16 protein-coding genes are annotated in these 16,564 nt (G+C 32.4%); 10 read left to right on the top strand and 6 right to left on the bottom strand.

What is annotated here, in order from left to right:
- The first annotated feature begins 160 nt into the window (after positions 1–160).
- The 3 genes from KBJ98_RS01100 to aat all read left to right on the top strand — a co-directional run bounded on the left by KBJ98_RS01100 (position 161) and on the right by aat (position 2,195).
- A complete protein-coding gene (locus tag KBJ98_RS01100) occupies positions 161–1,057 on the top strand; it encodes a flavin reductase family protein (protein ID WP_210787923.1) in 897 nt (298 codons plus the stop codon).
- 10 nt (positions 1,058–1,067) lie between these two features.
- Positions 1,068–1,448: a DUF3127 domain-containing protein gene (locus tag KBJ98_RS01095; RefSeq protein WP_210787922.1), complete on the top strand. Its 381-nt coding sequence runs from the start codon at positions 1,068–1,070 to the stop codon at positions 1,446–1,448.
- Positions 1,449–1,556: 108 nt separating this feature from the next.
- Entirely contained in the window at positions 1,557–2,195 is a 639-nt protein-coding gene (gene aat, locus KBJ98_RS01090) for a leucyl/phenylalanyl-tRNA--protein transferase (protein ID WP_210787921.1), read from the top strand.
- Positions 2,196–2,307: 112 nt separating this feature from the next.
- Here aat and KBJ98_RS01085 read toward each other — a convergent pair whose 3' ends face one another.
- Both KBJ98_RS01085 and KBJ98_RS01080 read right to left on the bottom strand, forming a co-directional pair.
- Positions 2,308–2,907 (bottom strand): DNA-3-methyladenine glycosylase I, encoded by a 600-nt coding sequence (locus tag KBJ98_RS01085; RefSeq protein ID WP_210787920.1) that lies wholly within the window; start codon positions 2,905–2,907, stop codon positions 2,308–2,310.
- Positions 2,904–3,557: a queuosine precursor transporter gene (locus KBJ98_RS01080; RefSeq protein WP_210787919.1), complete on the bottom strand. Its 654-nt coding sequence runs from the start codon at positions 3,555–3,557 to the stop codon at positions 2,904–2,906. Before KBJ98_RS01080 ends, KBJ98_RS01085 begins: the two co-directional genes overlap by 4 nt.
- A 245-nt stretch (positions 3,558–3,802) precedes the next feature.
- On the opposite strand from KBJ98_RS01080, the gene KBJ98_RS01075 reads away from it, so the two are divergent.
- The 3 genes from KBJ98_RS01075 to KBJ98_RS01065 are packed head-to-tail and all read left to right on the top strand — an operon-like array spanning position 3,803 to position 7,693.
- Complete coding sequence (locus KBJ98_RS01075; protein ID WP_210787918.1) at positions 3,803–4,093, top strand: hypothetical protein; 291 nt, start codon at positions 3,803–3,805, stop codon at positions 4,091–4,093.
- A gap of 60 nt (positions 4,094–4,153) precedes the next feature.
- Complete coding sequence (locus KBJ98_RS01070) at positions 4,154–4,963, top strand: GLPGLI family protein (RefSeq protein WP_210787917.1); 810 nt, start codon at positions 4,154–4,156, stop codon at positions 4,961–4,963.
- Positions 4,964–4,996: 33 nt separating this feature from the next.
- Positions 4,997–7,693 carry a TonB-dependent receptor gene (locus KBJ98_RS01065; RefSeq protein WP_225899039.1) on the top strand — a complete coding sequence of 899 codons (2,697 nt, stop codon included), beginning with the start codon at positions 4,997–4,999 and terminating at the stop codon, positions 7,691–7,693.
- Between the two features lie 148 nt (positions 7,694–7,841).
- Here KBJ98_RS01065 and tsf read toward each other — a convergent pair whose 3' ends face one another.
- The 4 genes from tsf to rplM form a co-directional block, all read right to left on the bottom strand.
- Entirely contained in the window at positions 7,842–8,804 is a 963-nt protein-coding gene (gene tsf, locus KBJ98_RS01060; protein WP_210787916.1) for a translation elongation factor Ts, read from the bottom strand.
- Positions 8,805–8,929: 125 nt separating this feature from the next.
- Positions 8,930–9,709, bottom strand: a complete 780-nt coding sequence (gene rpsB / locus KBJ98_RS01055; RefSeq protein WP_166133015.1) for a 30S ribosomal protein S2 — start codon at positions 9,707–9,709, stop codon at positions 8,930–8,932.
- A 220-nt stretch (positions 9,710–9,929) separates the two neighbouring features.
- Positions 9,930–10,316, bottom strand: a complete 387-nt coding sequence (rpsI, locus tag KBJ98_RS01050; RefSeq protein WP_210787915.1) for a 30S ribosomal protein S9 — start codon at positions 10,314–10,316, stop codon at positions 9,930–9,932.
- Entirely contained in the window at positions 10,316–10,771 is a 456-nt protein-coding gene (gene rplM / locus KBJ98_RS01045) for a 50S ribosomal protein L13 (protein WP_166133019.1), read from the bottom strand. Before rplM ends, rpsI begins: the two co-directional genes overlap by 1 nt.
- Positions 10,772–11,114: 343 nt before the next feature.
- Between rplM and KBJ98_RS01040 the strand changes: the two genes are divergently transcribed.
- The 4 genes from KBJ98_RS01040 (at position 11,115) to KBJ98_RS01025 (ending at position 16,439) form a co-directional block, all read left to right on the top strand.
- Positions 11,115–12,137, top strand: a complete 1,023-nt coding sequence (locus tag KBJ98_RS01040) for a LacI family DNA-binding transcriptional regulator (protein WP_210787914.1) — start codon at positions 11,115–11,117, stop codon at positions 12,135–12,137.
- Positions 12,138–12,664: 527 nt separating this feature from the next.
- Entirely contained in the window at positions 12,665–13,000 is a 336-nt protein-coding gene (locus tag KBJ98_RS01035) for a hypothetical protein (protein ID WP_210787913.1), read from the top strand.
- A gap of 68 nt (positions 13,001–13,068) precedes the next feature.
- The gene (locus KBJ98_RS01030; protein ID WP_210787912.1) at positions 13,069–13,869 is read left to right on the top strand and encodes a GLPGLI family protein; all 801 of its coding nucleotides are present in this window, start codon (positions 13,069–13,071) and stop codon (positions 13,867–13,869) included.
- A 26-nt stretch (positions 13,870–13,895) separates the two neighbouring features.
- A complete protein-coding gene (locus KBJ98_RS01025; protein WP_210787911.1) occupies positions 13,896–16,439 on the top strand; it encodes a hypothetical protein in 2,544 nt (847 codons plus the stop codon).
- The last annotated feature ends 125 nt before the right edge of the window (positions 16,440–16,564 follow it).

Genomic DNA, 16,564 nt, shown 5'->3' with positions numbered 1-16,564 from the left:
ATGCTAAATATAACGAAATAAATGGCGTAGTATTTTAGTTTTTGATAAAGAATTTTTGACGGAACCACAAGCAAGATAATTTTGCTTAAAATGTAGCAAGCCATTCTAAAAACCAAATTCATTTACTTACTTTTGTATGCTACAGTAAAAAAATGTCTTTATGCTATCGATAGATCCTAAAAGTATTTCTACAGCTCAATTACAAGGTTATTTGCAAGGTTCAGTAGGTCCAAGGCCTATTGCGTTTGCCAGTACAATGGATGCCGATGGCAATGCCAATGTGTCGCCTTTTAGTTTTTTTAATGTGTTTAGTGCCAATCCGCCTATTCTTATTTTTTCGCCAGCACGCCGTGTTCGAGACAATACCATTAAACACACGCTTATTAATGCTGAGGCAACCAAAGAAGTGGTGATCAATGTTGTGAATTATGACATTGTACAGCAAATCTCGTTAGCCAGCACGGAGTATGCTGACGGTGTTGATGAATTTATTAAATCAGGATTAACGCCTGTTGCTTCTGATATTGTAAAGCCGTATCGGGTAAAAGAATCTCCGGTACAATTTGAATGTAAAGTCAATCAAATTATTGCTCTGGGTTCAGAGGGTGGTGCGGGTAACTTAGTTGTGTGCGAAGTAGTAAAAATTCATATTGACGAGGCCGTTTTAGACAGTAACGGAGCTATAGATCAACATAAAATTGACTTGGTTTCACGATTGGGTGGCAATTGGTATTCTAGATCCAATCAAGGACTTTTTGAAGTGCCAAAACCACTAGCTACCTTAGGAATTGGAGTAGATGCAATACCTGATTTTATCAAGCAAAGCCCCGTGTTTAACGGAAACGATTTAGGAATTTTAGGAAATGTTGAAGCCTTGCCTACAACCGAAGAAGTTAGTATATTTGTACAACAAAATTTTGCAGTAAAAGCCGTTTTGAGCTCCGATGATCCTGAAAAAGTGCAGCTCGAGGCTAAAAGATATTTGAACGAAAATGATGTTGACTCAGCTTGGAAAGTCCTTCTAGCAGAGCCTATTAAACAGAGCAAAAACAATTAATATAGAGAAGATGGAAGTAACAGGAAAAATTAGAATGATTGATCAAACTAAAGAAGTTGGATCAGGCGGTTTCAAAAAAAGAGACGTTGTAGTAACAACTGATGAACAATATCCGCAGCACATTTCGGTACAATTTGTGCAAGATAAATGTGATTTGTTGAATAATTTTCAAGTAGGAGAATCAGTAAAAATTGATATCAATTTAAGAGGTAGAGAGTGGACTAACGCACAAGGCGAAACGGTTTATTTCAACACTATTCAAGGTTGGAGAATTGGGAAATTGCAAGAAGGCGCTGCTGCAGCTCCACAAATGCCACCAATGCCTGCTGCACAAGCTTTTGCACCGGCAACCAACTTAAACGAAGAAGAAGCAGACGATTTACCGTTCTAAGATAAACTTCCAAATTATTGAAATTCCAAATTCCAACTTGAACCTGTTTTCATTTCGGAATTTGGTTTTTTTTTGAGCCAATTGCGCCTTTTTTCAATTGATCTGATCATGCATTACCTTTCTGAAATACTTTATTTCCCTGACGTTAACCAAGCCAATCGCGATGGAATTCTTGCTATTGGTGGTGATTTGTCTCCTAAGCGCTTGCAGTTAGCCTATAAAAGTGGCATTTTTCCGTGGTTTGAAGTCGGTGATCCTATCCTTTGGTGGTCGCCTAACCCAAGAATGGTTTTATTTCTTGAGGAGTTAAAAATCTCCAAAAGCATGCGTAACGTTCTCAACAAAGGCGAATTTTCAGTTACCTTCAATCAAAATTTTAGAGACGTGATTTCCTATTGTCAAAAAGTAAAACGCGACGGTCAAAACGGTACTTGGATTACTAATGACATGATTGAGGCCTATTGCAAATTGCATGACTTAGGCATTGCAAAATCAGTTGAAGTCTGGCAAGATGACATCTTAGTTGGCGGTTTGTATGGCGTTGATTTATGTCATATTTTTTGCGGCGAAAGCATGTTTTCGATAGTTTCGAATGCTTCCAAAGTGGCTTTTATTGCCTTGGTAAACCACTTGAAAAAAGAAAATTATAAGCTGCTCGATTGTCAAGTTTACAATCCACATCTCGAAAGTTTAGGTTGCAGAGAAATTGCTCGCGAGGAGTTTATGCGAATTTTGCAGCAGCAGTAGGGCCTATTTCCAGCTGTTTGTTACAAGTCCTCCTTCAAAGTCTTATTTTTTCTAAAGCCATCAAAGGAGCTTCCTGCCGGTCGCTCTTTGCTGTCTCGAAAAAATAGCCTTTTCAGTCCGGGCTTTTCACGTCCATCTGGGGCAGGGAATTTCGTTTCCAACAATTTTCTACATGATCATCAACCATGCCTGTTGCTTGCATGAAGGCATACATAACGGTAGAACCAACAAATTTAAAACCGCGTTTTTTTAAATCCTTGCTTATAGAATCAGAAATGGGTGAAGTAGCAGGAACTTCTTTTAAAGTTCTTGGAGAGTTTTTTATAGGCGTGTGATTGACAAATGCCCAGATGTAAGTTGAGAAACTTCCAAATTCTTCTTGAATTTTAATGAAATTTTGCGCGTTGGTCACAGCCGAATAAACTTTGAGTTTGTTGCGAATAATACCTGCATCTTGTAGTAATTCTTGAATTTTATCATCAGAATAGTGCGCAATTTTTTTATAATCAAACTGGTCAAAAGCAGCTTTGAAATTTTCTCTTTTGTTCAAGATGGTAATCCAACTTAGGCCTGCTTGAAAGGTTTCAAGGAGTAAAAATTCGAATAGAGTAGTGTCATCATAAACAGGAACACCCCATTCTACGTCATGGTATTTCATGTATAAATCACTAGAATGGCACCAGCCACAACGTATTCTATCAGCGGTGATCATTCTTTATCAGAGGCTAAATAATTTTTTATCATATAGTGACCTAGATAAATTAAAGGAGTTAACAGGATGGCTGTGCCTAGCTTAAAAGTATAGCCAGTTAAGGCTGAGGTTAGGAAGGTTTCAAAGTTGATTTTGCCTGGCAACCAAAAAGCTATTCCCAAAACAATAAAAGAATCAAATAATTGCGATATGACCGTTGAACCTGTGGCTCTCAGCCATATTTTGTTGTTTCCAGTTCGATTTTTGAAAAACCAAAAAACAGTAACATCTATCAATTGTGATACAAGAAAAGCAATAATGCTCCCCACAATAATCCACATACTTTGACCAAAAACGGCGGTAAACTGAGCATCGTTTACAGGGCTAATTCCTTTTGCAGCAGGAATGCTCATTGCTAGAAGTAAAATAATAAACGAATAGGCAATTAATGCAGCAGTGATTAATGATAATTTTTTCACTCCTTTTTCGCCAAAATAATCGTTGATTAAATCTGTAGTCAAAAACACAATAGGCCAAGGCAAAATACCGATGCTCATTACAAACGGACCTATTTGAATCAGCTTGCCACCAATCAATTCAGCAGTAACGGCATTAGTGATAAATATTCCGGCAAGGATGATGAAGACAAGTTCTTTTTTGGTTTTGAGCATAGAATTAACTTTTGCCAAATTTAATAAATTAATGAGAATATTAGAGAGTTGTTATTGTGGTTAGCTGTTATATCTATAAATCTCCATTTTACTAATAACCAGGTGTTTTTAAAAGTTAAAGTAAGAAAATATTCTATTAAAAATTTGGTCAATTGTTTTTTTTTTTTTTTTTTGATTTGTACTCGGACGTCCAAAACCTCTTACTAAAAAGTTTAGTAAGACAACAATCAAATTATTTTAAAACTATGAAAAAATTCTTATTATCTTTAGCTTTTATGCTAATGTGTTCGTTTGCTTTTGCAAATTCTCTAGAAATAAATAAAGTTTCAAAAGAATCAATTAAATTAAATCTTAGTAAAACATCATCTTTAAATGTGGATGGCCTTGTTGTTAAGTCTTGTACATACGATGTTATAGATGCTAGAACCTTGAAAAAAGTCGGCGAAATCACAGTAACTGATGTACCTGGTATGTTACCATGTAATGACTCAAATCTCATAAGAGAAATAACTGAATACATAAATAGAGTAGAGTAACAATTTAGAGCAATTTTTTAGGGCAGTCTTTGAGACTGCCTTAATTTAAAAAAGAAAAGGATGAGAAAAATTATACTTGGATTGATTTTATTTTCACAAATTAGTTTCAGCCAAAAGGCAAGCAATGCAAATTTAAATGTTGAGTATGATGAGTATCGAATATTTACTCAAGGTTTTATAAATTTAGATTTAGGAACATTATTTGTCTCCAATCAAATATCCTATTACAATTCAGTAGTGCAAAAAAAATTAACAACTGATTTAGTGCCTAATGAAAGAGCAATCATGTTCACCAAAGGTACTGGTGACAAAGAAATTTTACCAGAAATTATTATTGATAGAGAAAAGAATTTATTAACAGAGCGACTATTTGAAGATTCACATCTTAATAGCTATTTTGCTGTTCAAGAGCCACTGCCTAAAATGAATTGGAAACTATTAAATGAAAAAAAAACTATAGGGAAATATAATTGTACAAAAGCAGTTGTTGAATTTAGGGGTAGAACATATACTGCTTGGTACACAATTGAAATTCCTATCTCACTTGGTCCTTGGAAATTTAATGGCCTTCCAGGGCTTATCTTGGAAGTTGATGACGAAAAAGGAGTTTATAAATGGCAAGCAAAAACAATTTCCTTTAATAATAATCTTTCCGAAAAAGAAATTCTTGTAAAAATTCAAAACGACCCTAAGTTTGAAGCTATTTCTTTTAAAGATTATGATGCTAAAAAAATTAAAAAAGTTCAAGATAAAATTCAAACTATTAAAGCTAGAAGTGGAGGCAGAGGCGCTCAATTTGGAATGATGACCGCTTTTGAATTTGATAAAGAGCCAATAAATGAGTATCGCTCAGAAATGGAGTTTAATTAAAGTGATGCAATTTATTTTATCGTAATAAAAAAAATGTATAAACAAAATCTTAAGTTATTGTATGCCAAATGTAAAATAGTATTATGTATTTCTATATTTATAATTTTTAGCAATACTGTTTTTTCTCAAACGGTAATAAAAGGGAGCATTAAAAATAATGAAAATGAAAGTATACAAAATGTAAGTGTTTTACTTGTAAACGAAAAAGAGGATATTCTAGACTACACTTTTACAACAAAAAATGGTTTTTTTTCGTTTGAAGTTTTCAATCAGGATAGAAAATTTCTCGTTTTTAAGGGAATTGGTTATGAAGAAAAAAAAGTTGAATTGATCAATAATAAACCAAAATCGATTGAACTTGATGGACTAATATTACAAACAAAATCAATAGAACTCAGAGAAATAGTAATTGATGTAAAAAAGCCAATATTTGTAAAAAAAGATACCATTGTTTTTGATTCAAAATCATTTTTGCAAGGAAATGAGCAAATAGTAGAAGATTTACTAAAAAAAATACCTGGATTAAATATTGAGGCAAACGGTACCATAAAAGTAGGCAATCAAGAAATTGAAAAAGTAATGATTGATGGCGATGATATGTTTGAAAAAGGATATAAAATTCTAACTAAAAACATGCCAGTAAACCCCATTGATAAAGTAGAATTGTATCATAATTATTCTAACAACAAACATCTTAAAGGCATTGAAAATAGTAATAAGGTTGCCTTAAATCTTGTGCTAAAAGAAGATGCTAAGCGGGTGTGGTTTGGTAATACCCAATTAGGTTATGGCTTAACTTCTGAAAACAGATATGAAGTAAGAAGCAATTTAATGAATTTTGGAAAAAAAAATAAATATTATTTCCTCACTAATTTAAACAACATAGGTGAAGATGCAACTGGTGATATAGATAATTTAATTAGACCTTACCGTATTGATGAAGCAGGAAGTATAGGGGATGGCCAAACCGTTAATAAACTGCTTGGTTTAGGATTTGACACACCAAATCTAAAACAAAAAAGAACCAATCTTAACAATGCTGAAATGGTCTCTCTCAATAGTATTTTTACCTTATCCGATAAAGTAAAACTCAAAACCTTAGGTTTTTTTAATACAGACCAAAATAATTTTTTTAGAAATGGTTTTCAACAATTTACCGTTGGCACTACAACTTTTACCAATACTGAGGATTTTAAAGGAAGAAAAACACAGTTAACTGGTTTTGGAAAAGTAGATTTAACGTATGATATTTCTAAAACCAAAACGCTGGAGTACGCTGGTAAATTTAATAAAACGAATGAAAAAAACAGAAGTGATTTATTGTTTAATTCCGATTTATTGAACGAACGATTAACGGCTAATAATCAACTTTTTGATCAAAAATTAGTTTTTACCAACAAGTTTAAGGATAAAAAGGTTTTCTTACTATCAGGAAGGTATATCAATGAAAAAACGCCGCAAAATTATGCAGTAAATCAGTTTATTTTTAGTGATTTGTTTACTGTAAATGCAAACAGCACCGCACAATTTAGCGAAAACAAAATGCAATTTGCAGGTGTTGAAGCCCATTTGCTAGACAAAAAGAAAAATGGTGATTTATTAGAGATTAAAATAGGTAATCAATTACGCGTAGATAAATTAGCTACACGCTTTGAATTATTACAAAGCGAAAACACACTTACTTTGCCTAATGGTTATCAAAATGGATTAGTTTATTCAACTAATGATATGTATTTGACTGCGAAATACAGCGTTAAATTGAGTAATTTTACTGTACTAACTCAATCAAATTTCCACCAATTATTCAATCGATTAGAAAATTTCAATATAAAATCAAACCAAAATCCATTTTTTGTAATGCCTAAAATTGGCATAGATTGGACAATTAACGACATAAATAAAATTCGTACCTCGTATTCTTATAGCACAACAAACGCCCGTGTTTTAGATGTTTATTCGGGATTTGTACAAACAGGTTTTCGTTCTTTTTCCAAAGGTTTAGAGGAGTTTAATCAGTTAAATTCATCTAGTGCATTTTTAAATTACACCTACGGCAGTTGGGGTGACAAGTTTTTTGCAAATACATATATCTTTTACACCACAAACAATGACTTTTTTAGTACCAATTCGATCATTGCCCAAAATTTTTCACAATCTGAAAAAATAATAATCAAAGACCGCGAGCTTTTATCTATTTCTTCGAGTATAGATCGTTATTTTAAACCGATTAAATCCAATTTAAAAGCCAATTTGGGCGCTAGCAAAACTAATTTTAAGAACATAGTTAATAATTCTAATCTTAGAGAAGTAAATAACTTTAATGCTTATTATGGTTTTGAATTGCGTTCTGGTTTCAAAGGTTTTTTTAATTATCATATTGGTTCAAAATGGAATTACAATCAGGTAAAAACGACTATAACAAATGATTTTACTGATAATATGAGCTTTTTAGATTTATCTTTCATAGTCAGTGATAAATTTAACTTTCAAGTGCAATCTGAACGTTACTTTTTTGGAAATTTAGACAAAGACAATAACAAATATTATTTTCTAGATTTAGAGGCGCGTTATGTTGTTAAAGAAAATAAGCTCACTATTTTCCTTTCAGGAAATAACTTGTTTAATACCCAAACTTTCCGCAATTACAGTATTTCTGATATCAATATTTCGCAAACCGAGTACCGTTTACAACCCAGATATGCCCTCTTAAAAATGGAGTATAGGTTTTAAGAAATTAAATTTTTGTTGGGCAGTCTATATTTATCTATAATGGCTCTTATTTCCACTTAATAATCAAATAAAAAACCCCATTTCAACAAAATTGAAATGGGGTTGTATTTTAATTTGATGGCAAGTATAATTGCATCAAATGTATTTATTATCCTAAAGAAGCTCTTTTGAAACCTGTAATTTCAACATTGAAACCTTTAACATAATCACCTACTTTTTTACTATCATCTTTGATGAAGTTTTGATCAAGTAAAGCTTTTTCTTGGTCTAAAGTAGTGTTGTCAGAGATAAAACGTTGGATTTTACCAGGAATAATTTTGTCCCAAATTTGCTCTGGTTTACCTTCAGCTTTCAATTCAGCTTTAGCATCTTCTTCAGCTTGTTTGATAACTTCTTCAGTTAATTGAGAGAAAGAAATGTATTTAGGAACATTTTTTAAAGTTTTTCCTAAACGTTTTGCTTCTTCATTTTCTTTTTCAATGATCGCAATACGAGCTGCTAATTCAGATTCAACAAAAGCAGGATCAAAATCTTTGTAAGATAATGTATCAGCTCCCATTGATGCTACTTGCATAGAGATATCTTTAGTCAAAACTTCAGCATTTGGTACAGCTGCAGAGATAGCAGTTAATGCAGCAATTTTGTTAACGTGAACATAAGATCCAACAAAAGCACCTTCTAAAATTTCAAAACCACCGATTTCGATTTTTTCACCGATAACACCAGTTTGTTCAATCAATTTTTCAGCTACAGTAATTCCGTTGAAATCTGATGCTAAAAATTCTTCTTTAGATGAGAAGTTGATCGCTTTTTCAACTAATTCTTTAGCCAAAGTAACGAAAGATTCATTTTTACCTACGAAATCTGTTTCGCAGTTTAAAGTGATGATAGCTCCTTTAGTTTTATCAGCATTGATAAAAGAAACAGCAGCTCCTTCAGAAGACTCACGGTCAGAACGGTTAGCAGCAACTTTTTGACCTTTTTCTCTAAGGTTTTGGATTGCTTTATCGAAATCTCCATCAGCTTCAACTAAAGCTTTTTTACAGTCCATCATTCCGGCACCTGTAGTTTGTCTTAATTTGTTTACGTCTGCAGCAGTAATTGTTGCCATAATATTTTGAATTTTAATGTTAAAAGTAAAAATTCCAATTTTCAAATCCCAAATTCCAATGTTATCAGAAAGTTATTTTCTGATTTTGGAATTTGGAATTCAAAATTTGGAATTCAAAATTTGATTTATTCTTCAGTTGCAGTTGCAGCTGGAGCTTCTGTAGTTTCAGTAGCTGGAGCAGCAACTTCAGCAGTAGCTTCAGTTTCTTTTTCAGTACCTCTATCAGAAAGACCTTCGATAATTGCAGCAGTAACTAAAGTTAAAATTTTATCAATTGATTTAGAAGCGTCATCATTTGCAGGAATAACATACTCTACTTCACGTGGATCAGAGTTAGTATCAACCATTGCGAAAACTGGAATGTTTAATTTTTGAGCTTCTTTTATAGCGATATGTTCTGCTTTGATATCTACTACGAACAATGCAGCCGGTAGTCTAGACATGTCAGCGATTGAACCTAAGTTTTTCTCTAATTTAGCACGAAGACGATCAACTTGCAAACGCTCTTTTTTAGATAAAGTCATGAAAGTACCATCTTTCTTCATTTTATCAATAGTAGCCATTTTTTTAACAGCTTTACGGATAGTTACAAAGTTAGTTAGCATTCCACCAGGCCATCTTTCAGTGATGTAAGGCATGTTTGCAGCTTTTGCTTTATCAGCAACGATATCTTTTGCTTGTTTTTTGGTAGCAACAAATAATATTTTTCTACCTGATGCAGCGATTTTTTTCAAAGCTTCATTAGCCTCTTCAATTTTTGCTGCTGTTTTATATAGGTTGATAATGTGAATACCATTACGCTCCATATAAATGTAAGGAGCCATGTTCGGATCCCATTTTCTAGTCATGTGTCCAAAGTGAACACCTGCTTCTAGTAAGTCTTTAACTTCTATTTTGTTTGCCATTTTTGTTCTAGTTTACGTTCTGTTGATTAGCAATAAGCTTCTTTGATACGACTTGTTGACTTTTGTCTGCAAGACTTTCGGCTTATTTAGATGCTAAACTATTTCCTACCTCGGTAGGAGAGCAACAACAACTGTGTTTTTAAATTTATACTGAAATTTTTTCAGCATTTTTTTAATAATTTCAAGGTATATAAAAATAGATCTTGAAATAAATTTGATATTAACGCTTAGAGAACTGGAATCTCTTACGAGCTTTCTTCTGACCGAATTTCTTACGTTCAACCATTCTTGGATCTCTTGTTAATAAACCTTGTGGTTTCAAAATTCCTCTGTTTTCAGCATTAACTTCACACATTACACGTGCTAATGCCATTCTTACAGCTTCTGCTTGACCATTTGATCCACCTCCGTAAACGTTCACTTTTACATCAAAGTTACTTACATTCTCTGTCATAGACATTGGTTGTAATACTTTGTACTGTAAAGTTGCAGTTGGGAAATACGTTTCGAATGCTTTTTTGTTTACAGTGATTACTCCTGTTCCTTCTGAAACGTAAACACGTGCAACAGCCGTTTTTCTTCTACCGATTTTGTGAATAACTCCCATTACTTAAGATCGTTAAGGTTAACTGTTCTAGGTTTTTGAGCGCCTTGTTTGTGCTCTGATCCTACAACAACATTTAAATTTCTAAAAAGTTCAGCTCCTAATTTGTTTTTAGGTAACATTCCTTTTACAGCTTTTTCTACTAATAATGCAGGATTTTTCGCTTGCAATACTTTAGCAGTTAAACTTCTTTGACCTCCTGGGTAACCAGTGTGACGGATGTATGTTTTTTCATCCATTTTGTTACCTGTAAGGTTGATTTTTTCTGAGTTGATAACAATTACGTTATCACCGCAGTCCACGTGTGGTGTGTAACTTGGCTTGTACTTACCTCTTAAAATCATTGCGACTTTTGAAGCAAGACGACCTAAGTTGTGACCTTCTGCATCTACAACAATCCACTCTTTAGTAACGGTGGCTTTGCTTGCTGACTGTGTCTTGTAGCTTAATGCGTCCATAATATATTTTTAATTAAACATTCCATCCCCAATAAAGGGGTTGCAAAAGTACAATTAATTATTTTAAATGCAAATACCTGAAAAGATTATTTTGTAAACGGTTGTGTGCTGATTATCAAACGGATATTAATTGTCTGTTTGGTTTGCCTTATTTCTTTTTTGTTTTAGGTAACTGCTTTGCATTCAATAGATTTTATTTTTCGTAGTGTTTTTTGATTTTTCGCGTTTTTTTATGCTAAATCCGTATCAAAAATGGTTATTTTTGTCAATTAGACACATTGTGTTTTAATTATTCTTACATTGTGTTCGTTTTTTAAAACTAACTACGCACAACCTAGCTCCTATGAAAGCCAAAGCAACTCTAAAACAAATTGCCAAAGAACTCAATGTTTCTGTTTCAACAGTTTCTAAAGCGCTAAATGATAGTCCAGAGATTAGTGACCAAACTAAGATTAAAATTAAGGAATATGCCAAGCTTAAAAATTACAAACCGAATGTGATTGGTTTGAATTTAAAAAACAGAAAAACGAAAACTATTGGTGTTATTATTCCTAATATTTTAAACTCCTTTTTTGCTAAAGTGTTTAGCGGAATTGAAAAAGTTGCTGATGAAAAAGGATACAACGTTATTATGTGTATATCTAACGAATCTTCAGAAAAAGAGGCACACACGCTCGAAATGTTAAGTAATGGTACAACGGATGGTTTTATAGTTTCAGTTTCTGAAGAGGCTCAAAAAAATGAAGATTACCAGCATTTTTCTGCCATTATAAATGACGGTACTCCAATTGTAATGTTTGATCGTATTGCCGAAGGGGTTGATTGCGATAAAGTAATCGTAGATGATTTTGACTCTGCACTCAACGCTACGCAACATTTGATTGATTTAGGTTGCAAAAAAATTGCGCTTTTCTCATCGGTTGATAATTTGAGTGTAGGAAAATTGCGTGCCGAAGGTTATTTGAAAGCTTTAGCCGATAATAATATCGCTGTAGATGAATCGATCATCATTCGTACCGATGCTGAAGAAGATTTAAAAAGTAAGGTTGATGCTGTTTTTGCTCAAGGTATTGATGGTATTTTCGCCTTGGAGGAGAACGATTCGGTGGCAGCTTTGCGATTTGCAGTTAAAAAGGGATTTCGAGTTCCAGAAGATATTTCGATCATTGGATTTGCTGATGGAATTTTGGCCTCGCGCCGATTATCTCCGAGTTTAACTACGGTAAGTCAGCACGGAATTGAAATAGGAGAAGTAGCGGCTACATTACTAATTGATCGTTTAGAATCAAATGAGGAACACTTGCCTTATGAAACGAAAGTGATAAAAACCAAATTGAAAGAGCGTGAATCTACGCGATTGGTTTAAACTATAAATTGTTTAGTTTATTTGTCTCAAATATTAGCTGGTTTATTTTTAAACTAGTAATAAGAAGCAGCATCAAAAGTTATTGATGCTGCTTTTTATTTTAGAGTTTTTCGAAAAGTGTCCATTTATTTTTAGAGCGTAATCTTTAAGCGCTAATACGTTGATTATAATGTGTTTTTCTTAAGGATAAAAAGATTTTTTTTGTTAAAAAAAAGTTAACTATTTCTTTTTCATTTTTTTTATTAAAAAAAAGTTAACTATTTCTTTTTCATTTTTTTTTTTCATATTTGTCTTACGAAACAATTAGGCGTTATTGTTGTTAAAAGTTGGCTTTTCCTGATACAAAAAAATTAGCTTATTATAGTCGCGAATATATGTAGCTAACCTTGCAAGGATGTTTTCAATAAAAAGGAAAGTCAACAGGGCGGAATAAATTGACCATAAAGTATGTTCTTAAAATTTTCGCCCCTAATTGCAGATGGTCTACAATTTTAACGTATCTATTTAATCAAGAAAAACCTTAACAAATGAAAAATGTATTTTTATCCCTTACTTTTAGCCTTGTGAGCTTTTGCTCATTTGCAAAATCAGAGAACCTATCAGTAGTTATACCTAATAATTTAGAAACAAAAGAATTTTCTAATATTGAGCGTGAAACTATTGATGTTTTTGATGTTAAATATGTATTTAGTGAAGCGTCTTGCTATGCTGACATTTATTATCAGGGTGTTTTGGTGAAAACTGTTAGAGCTATAGGCTCAGGAAGCAATAGTTTTACAGCTCAATTGAACTGTTTGCAAAATGCAGACAAAGCCGCTAGGGCGTATATTGCAATGAGAGAGGCAACTATCTCTCAAAATTAAATCACTTACAATGTTAAAATAGAGAGGCTTAGTAAAGCCTCTCCCTTTTTTTTACTATGAAAAGATTAATGACACAACTTATTTATTTTTTGTTTATCACAACTTGCTGGGCTCAGCAAGATTCCTTATCTAAAATTTACGTACAATATAATTATGTGGTTAGAGGAAATGCAACAAAACAGGTTACATATAGGAATGATTACGATTTGATCGTTTTGCCTGACTATCAAGTTTCTATCTATGACGAAAAATTTAACAAATTTAGTCAAAAAGAGGAGTCTAAAAATGATGGAATTATCAGTTGGAAGCCCAAAGGAGAAAATCTAGCTACAGTTTATAAAAACTATGGGACTAACGAGATGTTTCATAAAGATAACATCAACATGCGTTTTTTTGTTCAAAAGGATTCTTTAAATATATTTAATTGGGAGATAAAAGAAGACACTAAAATTATTTTAGATTACCCTTGCCAATTAGCAGTTACAACTTTTAGAGGTAGGTCATACGAGGCTTGGTTTACGGCTTTGCTTCCAGATGCTGGTCCATGGAAGTTTGGTGATTTACCAGGCATGATTTTATCAATAAAATCAACTGATGATTTTGTGCTTTGGGAGGCAGTGGGCATACAAATTAAAAACGGTGGCTCAGATTATAAAAAGCCCGAAAATCCTTTTCAATTAGACAAATGTCTTTCATGGTCTGAATTTAAGGCGCTGTACAAAGAAAAAGCTATCGCGTCAAGTAAATTTACTACAATGCAGGGCGAAGCTTACAATATAGTTACACCTAGAATGCAAATACAACGGTACATTGAAGAAGATGATAAAGATTACACAGCAGACAAGGCACTAGAAAAGAAAAGCAAATAACTAATGTGTTTAATTTCAAATAGTATATGAAATTTATATTTTCATTTGCCTTATTTTTTTTCTTATCAACTTTCTATTCGCAAAATATCAGAGGTACAATTTTAGATACAAATAATAAAAAAATAGTAAATGTAACTCTATTAATTAAAGAGGCCTCTAATTTGAATGTTATAAAAGAATTCAATAGGAGCGTCGATGGAACATTTTCCTTTTCATTAAAAAAAGTGTATCGAAGTGTTGTTATAGAGATCAAAGCACATGGATACACCATGCAAAGTGTTTCATTAGAAAATCCGATCGCTTCAAAATCTTACGTTTTCAATATTATCTTAGAGAAAGATAAAAATATAGTACTGAAAGAGGTTGTAATTGTAGCCAAGAAAAAACCATTTGAAGTTGTAGAGGATACCTTAAAGTTTAACGTAGCCTCCTATAGCAATGGAACTGAGCGCAAAATTGATGAAATTATTAAAAAGCTTCCAGGTATTGAAGTTGATAGTAAGTCAGGACAAATAAAGTATAAAGGTAAAGCTGTTGAAACGGTCACTCTAGAAGGAGATAATCTATTTGGATCAAATTACACATTAGGGACAAAGAACATCAATGTTGATATAGTAGACCAAGTACAAGCTGTAGATAATTACAGTGCAAATCCTTTGTTAAAAGGTATAGAGCAAGGTGGCAAGGTATCCTTGAACTTAAAACTTAAAAAAGGGAAGCTTAGTTTTTCTGGCGATGTGAGCTACGGAGGTGGTTTGTTTGAAAAAGGAAGGGCAGTACATCAAGATAACATAACGGTTTTAGGGATTACTAAAAATTTTAAATCTTTTGGAACTTTAAATTATAACAATATTGGAGTAAATAGCTCACCCTTTGATTATTTTGGATTCAATCTAAATGTGGAGGAGCTAAAAGAAAGCAATGTTGCAGGTAAAAAGATAATATCAGAAAGTCAATTTTCAAATGTTTTAGGAAATACGCGCGCTAATTTAAACAATCAGCTATTTGGTAACTATAGTAGTACTTTTAAATTAGGAGAAAAATGGCGCGTCAAAACTAACTTGTATTATTTGCAAGACAAAATAACTTCCAACATTTTTTCTGAAAACCAATATCAAATTAATAATCAAAATTTTAGCACAACCGATAATACGTTTATTACCAAAATGCCAAGTCAGTTTAGAGCAGACTTAGAGCTGAAATACACCATATCACCCACTTCATTACTTGAATATAATTTGAGAATTAAAGATGAAAGTATTAGAACGCCAACTCAAATAGTACAAAATACAACGAATAAATATTCTTCAATTCTAAATTCTAGAGAAATACTGTATAGGCAAAATTTATTATGGACTAAGAAATTTTCTGACAAGAGAGCGATGCAAGTGACTATTTTTCAGTCATCGAATGATTTACCGCAGAGATTTACAATTAGTCCATCTTTATTTGATGCTTCTTCAAGAAATGATGTGCAAGAAAGTGCTTTTAAAAAAAATTACATGGAAGCAAGTGGGAAATTACTTGGCATGTACAACAAAAATAAATATAGCTTTAAAATTGGCACATTTCTGGATTCTAATTTGTTTACATCCAACTTATATAGTCAGGATAATTTTGACAGTACTACTACTTCAATAAGCAAAAATAATTTTGATTTCATAAAAAAGACGGTTTATCAAAAAGGAGAGTATAATTTTATTATTGGGAAATTTAGTATATCTCCTTCATACAATTTGGCCTATCTTTCACAAAATTTAGATTATCGTATTGCGAACGGAAATTTAGTACAAGAGAATTTTATATTTGAGCCAAGGCTGAACTCACTATATCAATTTTCGAATATTTCATCGCTGAGTGGGAATGCAAGTTATTCTCAAAATAGTACAGGAGAGCAGTTCTTTTTCATCAATCAAATTCTAATCAATAACAGATCTAGTGTTACCAATCGTCCGTCCTTAAGTTTACAAAAAAATTATAACTTTGGTGTGAACTACATTATTAATGATCTTTTCAATCAATTTGAACTAGATGCAGGACTTGATTTTAGGCTAAACAAAGGGAATTTTTTTTCTAATTCAAGCATAACTCAAAATACTTTTCAAATTGAATATTTCTTTCTGCCACAGGATAACAAAGAGTTAAGAGCTGATTTTTTAATAGCAAAATATATTTCTTTTCTAGAATCAACACTTAAACTAAAGTCTAATTTCACATCATCTACCTATAGTAATATTGTTAATGGTTCTGAATTAAGGAGCAATAAAACTCAGTTTTTTCAAACGCAATTCTTTTGGAAAACAGCATTCGACTTACCTTTTAATTTTGAAAGCGAGCTCAGTTGGAGTTATTCTATTTCTAAAAGTCAAGTACTTAAACAAGCATTTGTCAATAGTGCGATTCAAGATGAATTCAGAGTTATAGTTAAGCCATTCAAGAGATGGAACTATATTTTTGCAGCAGATTATTTTTTGCCAGATTTATCAAATAAGAAAACAGATTTTTTATTTCTTGATAGTACTCTAGAATATTTAGCAAAAAAAATAAGTGGCGTGCAAGTTTCAAAATAACAAACATTGCTAATGAAAAGAATTTTGAACAAATTCAAACTAATGATTTTTCAACCACAATTTTTAGAAGTAATTTATTGCCAAGATATTTTTTGATGAATTTTTCTTTGAATTTTTAGTTGTAG

This window comes from Flavobacterium erciyesense, assembly GCF_018069925.1.
Classification (GTDB): Bacteria; Bacteroidota; Bacteroidia; order Flavobacteriales; family Flavobacteriaceae; genus Flavobacterium; species Flavobacterium erciyesense.
The sequence above is the reverse complement of the archived record's forward strand: the minus strand, read 5'-3'. Positions and strand labels throughout refer to the sequence as shown.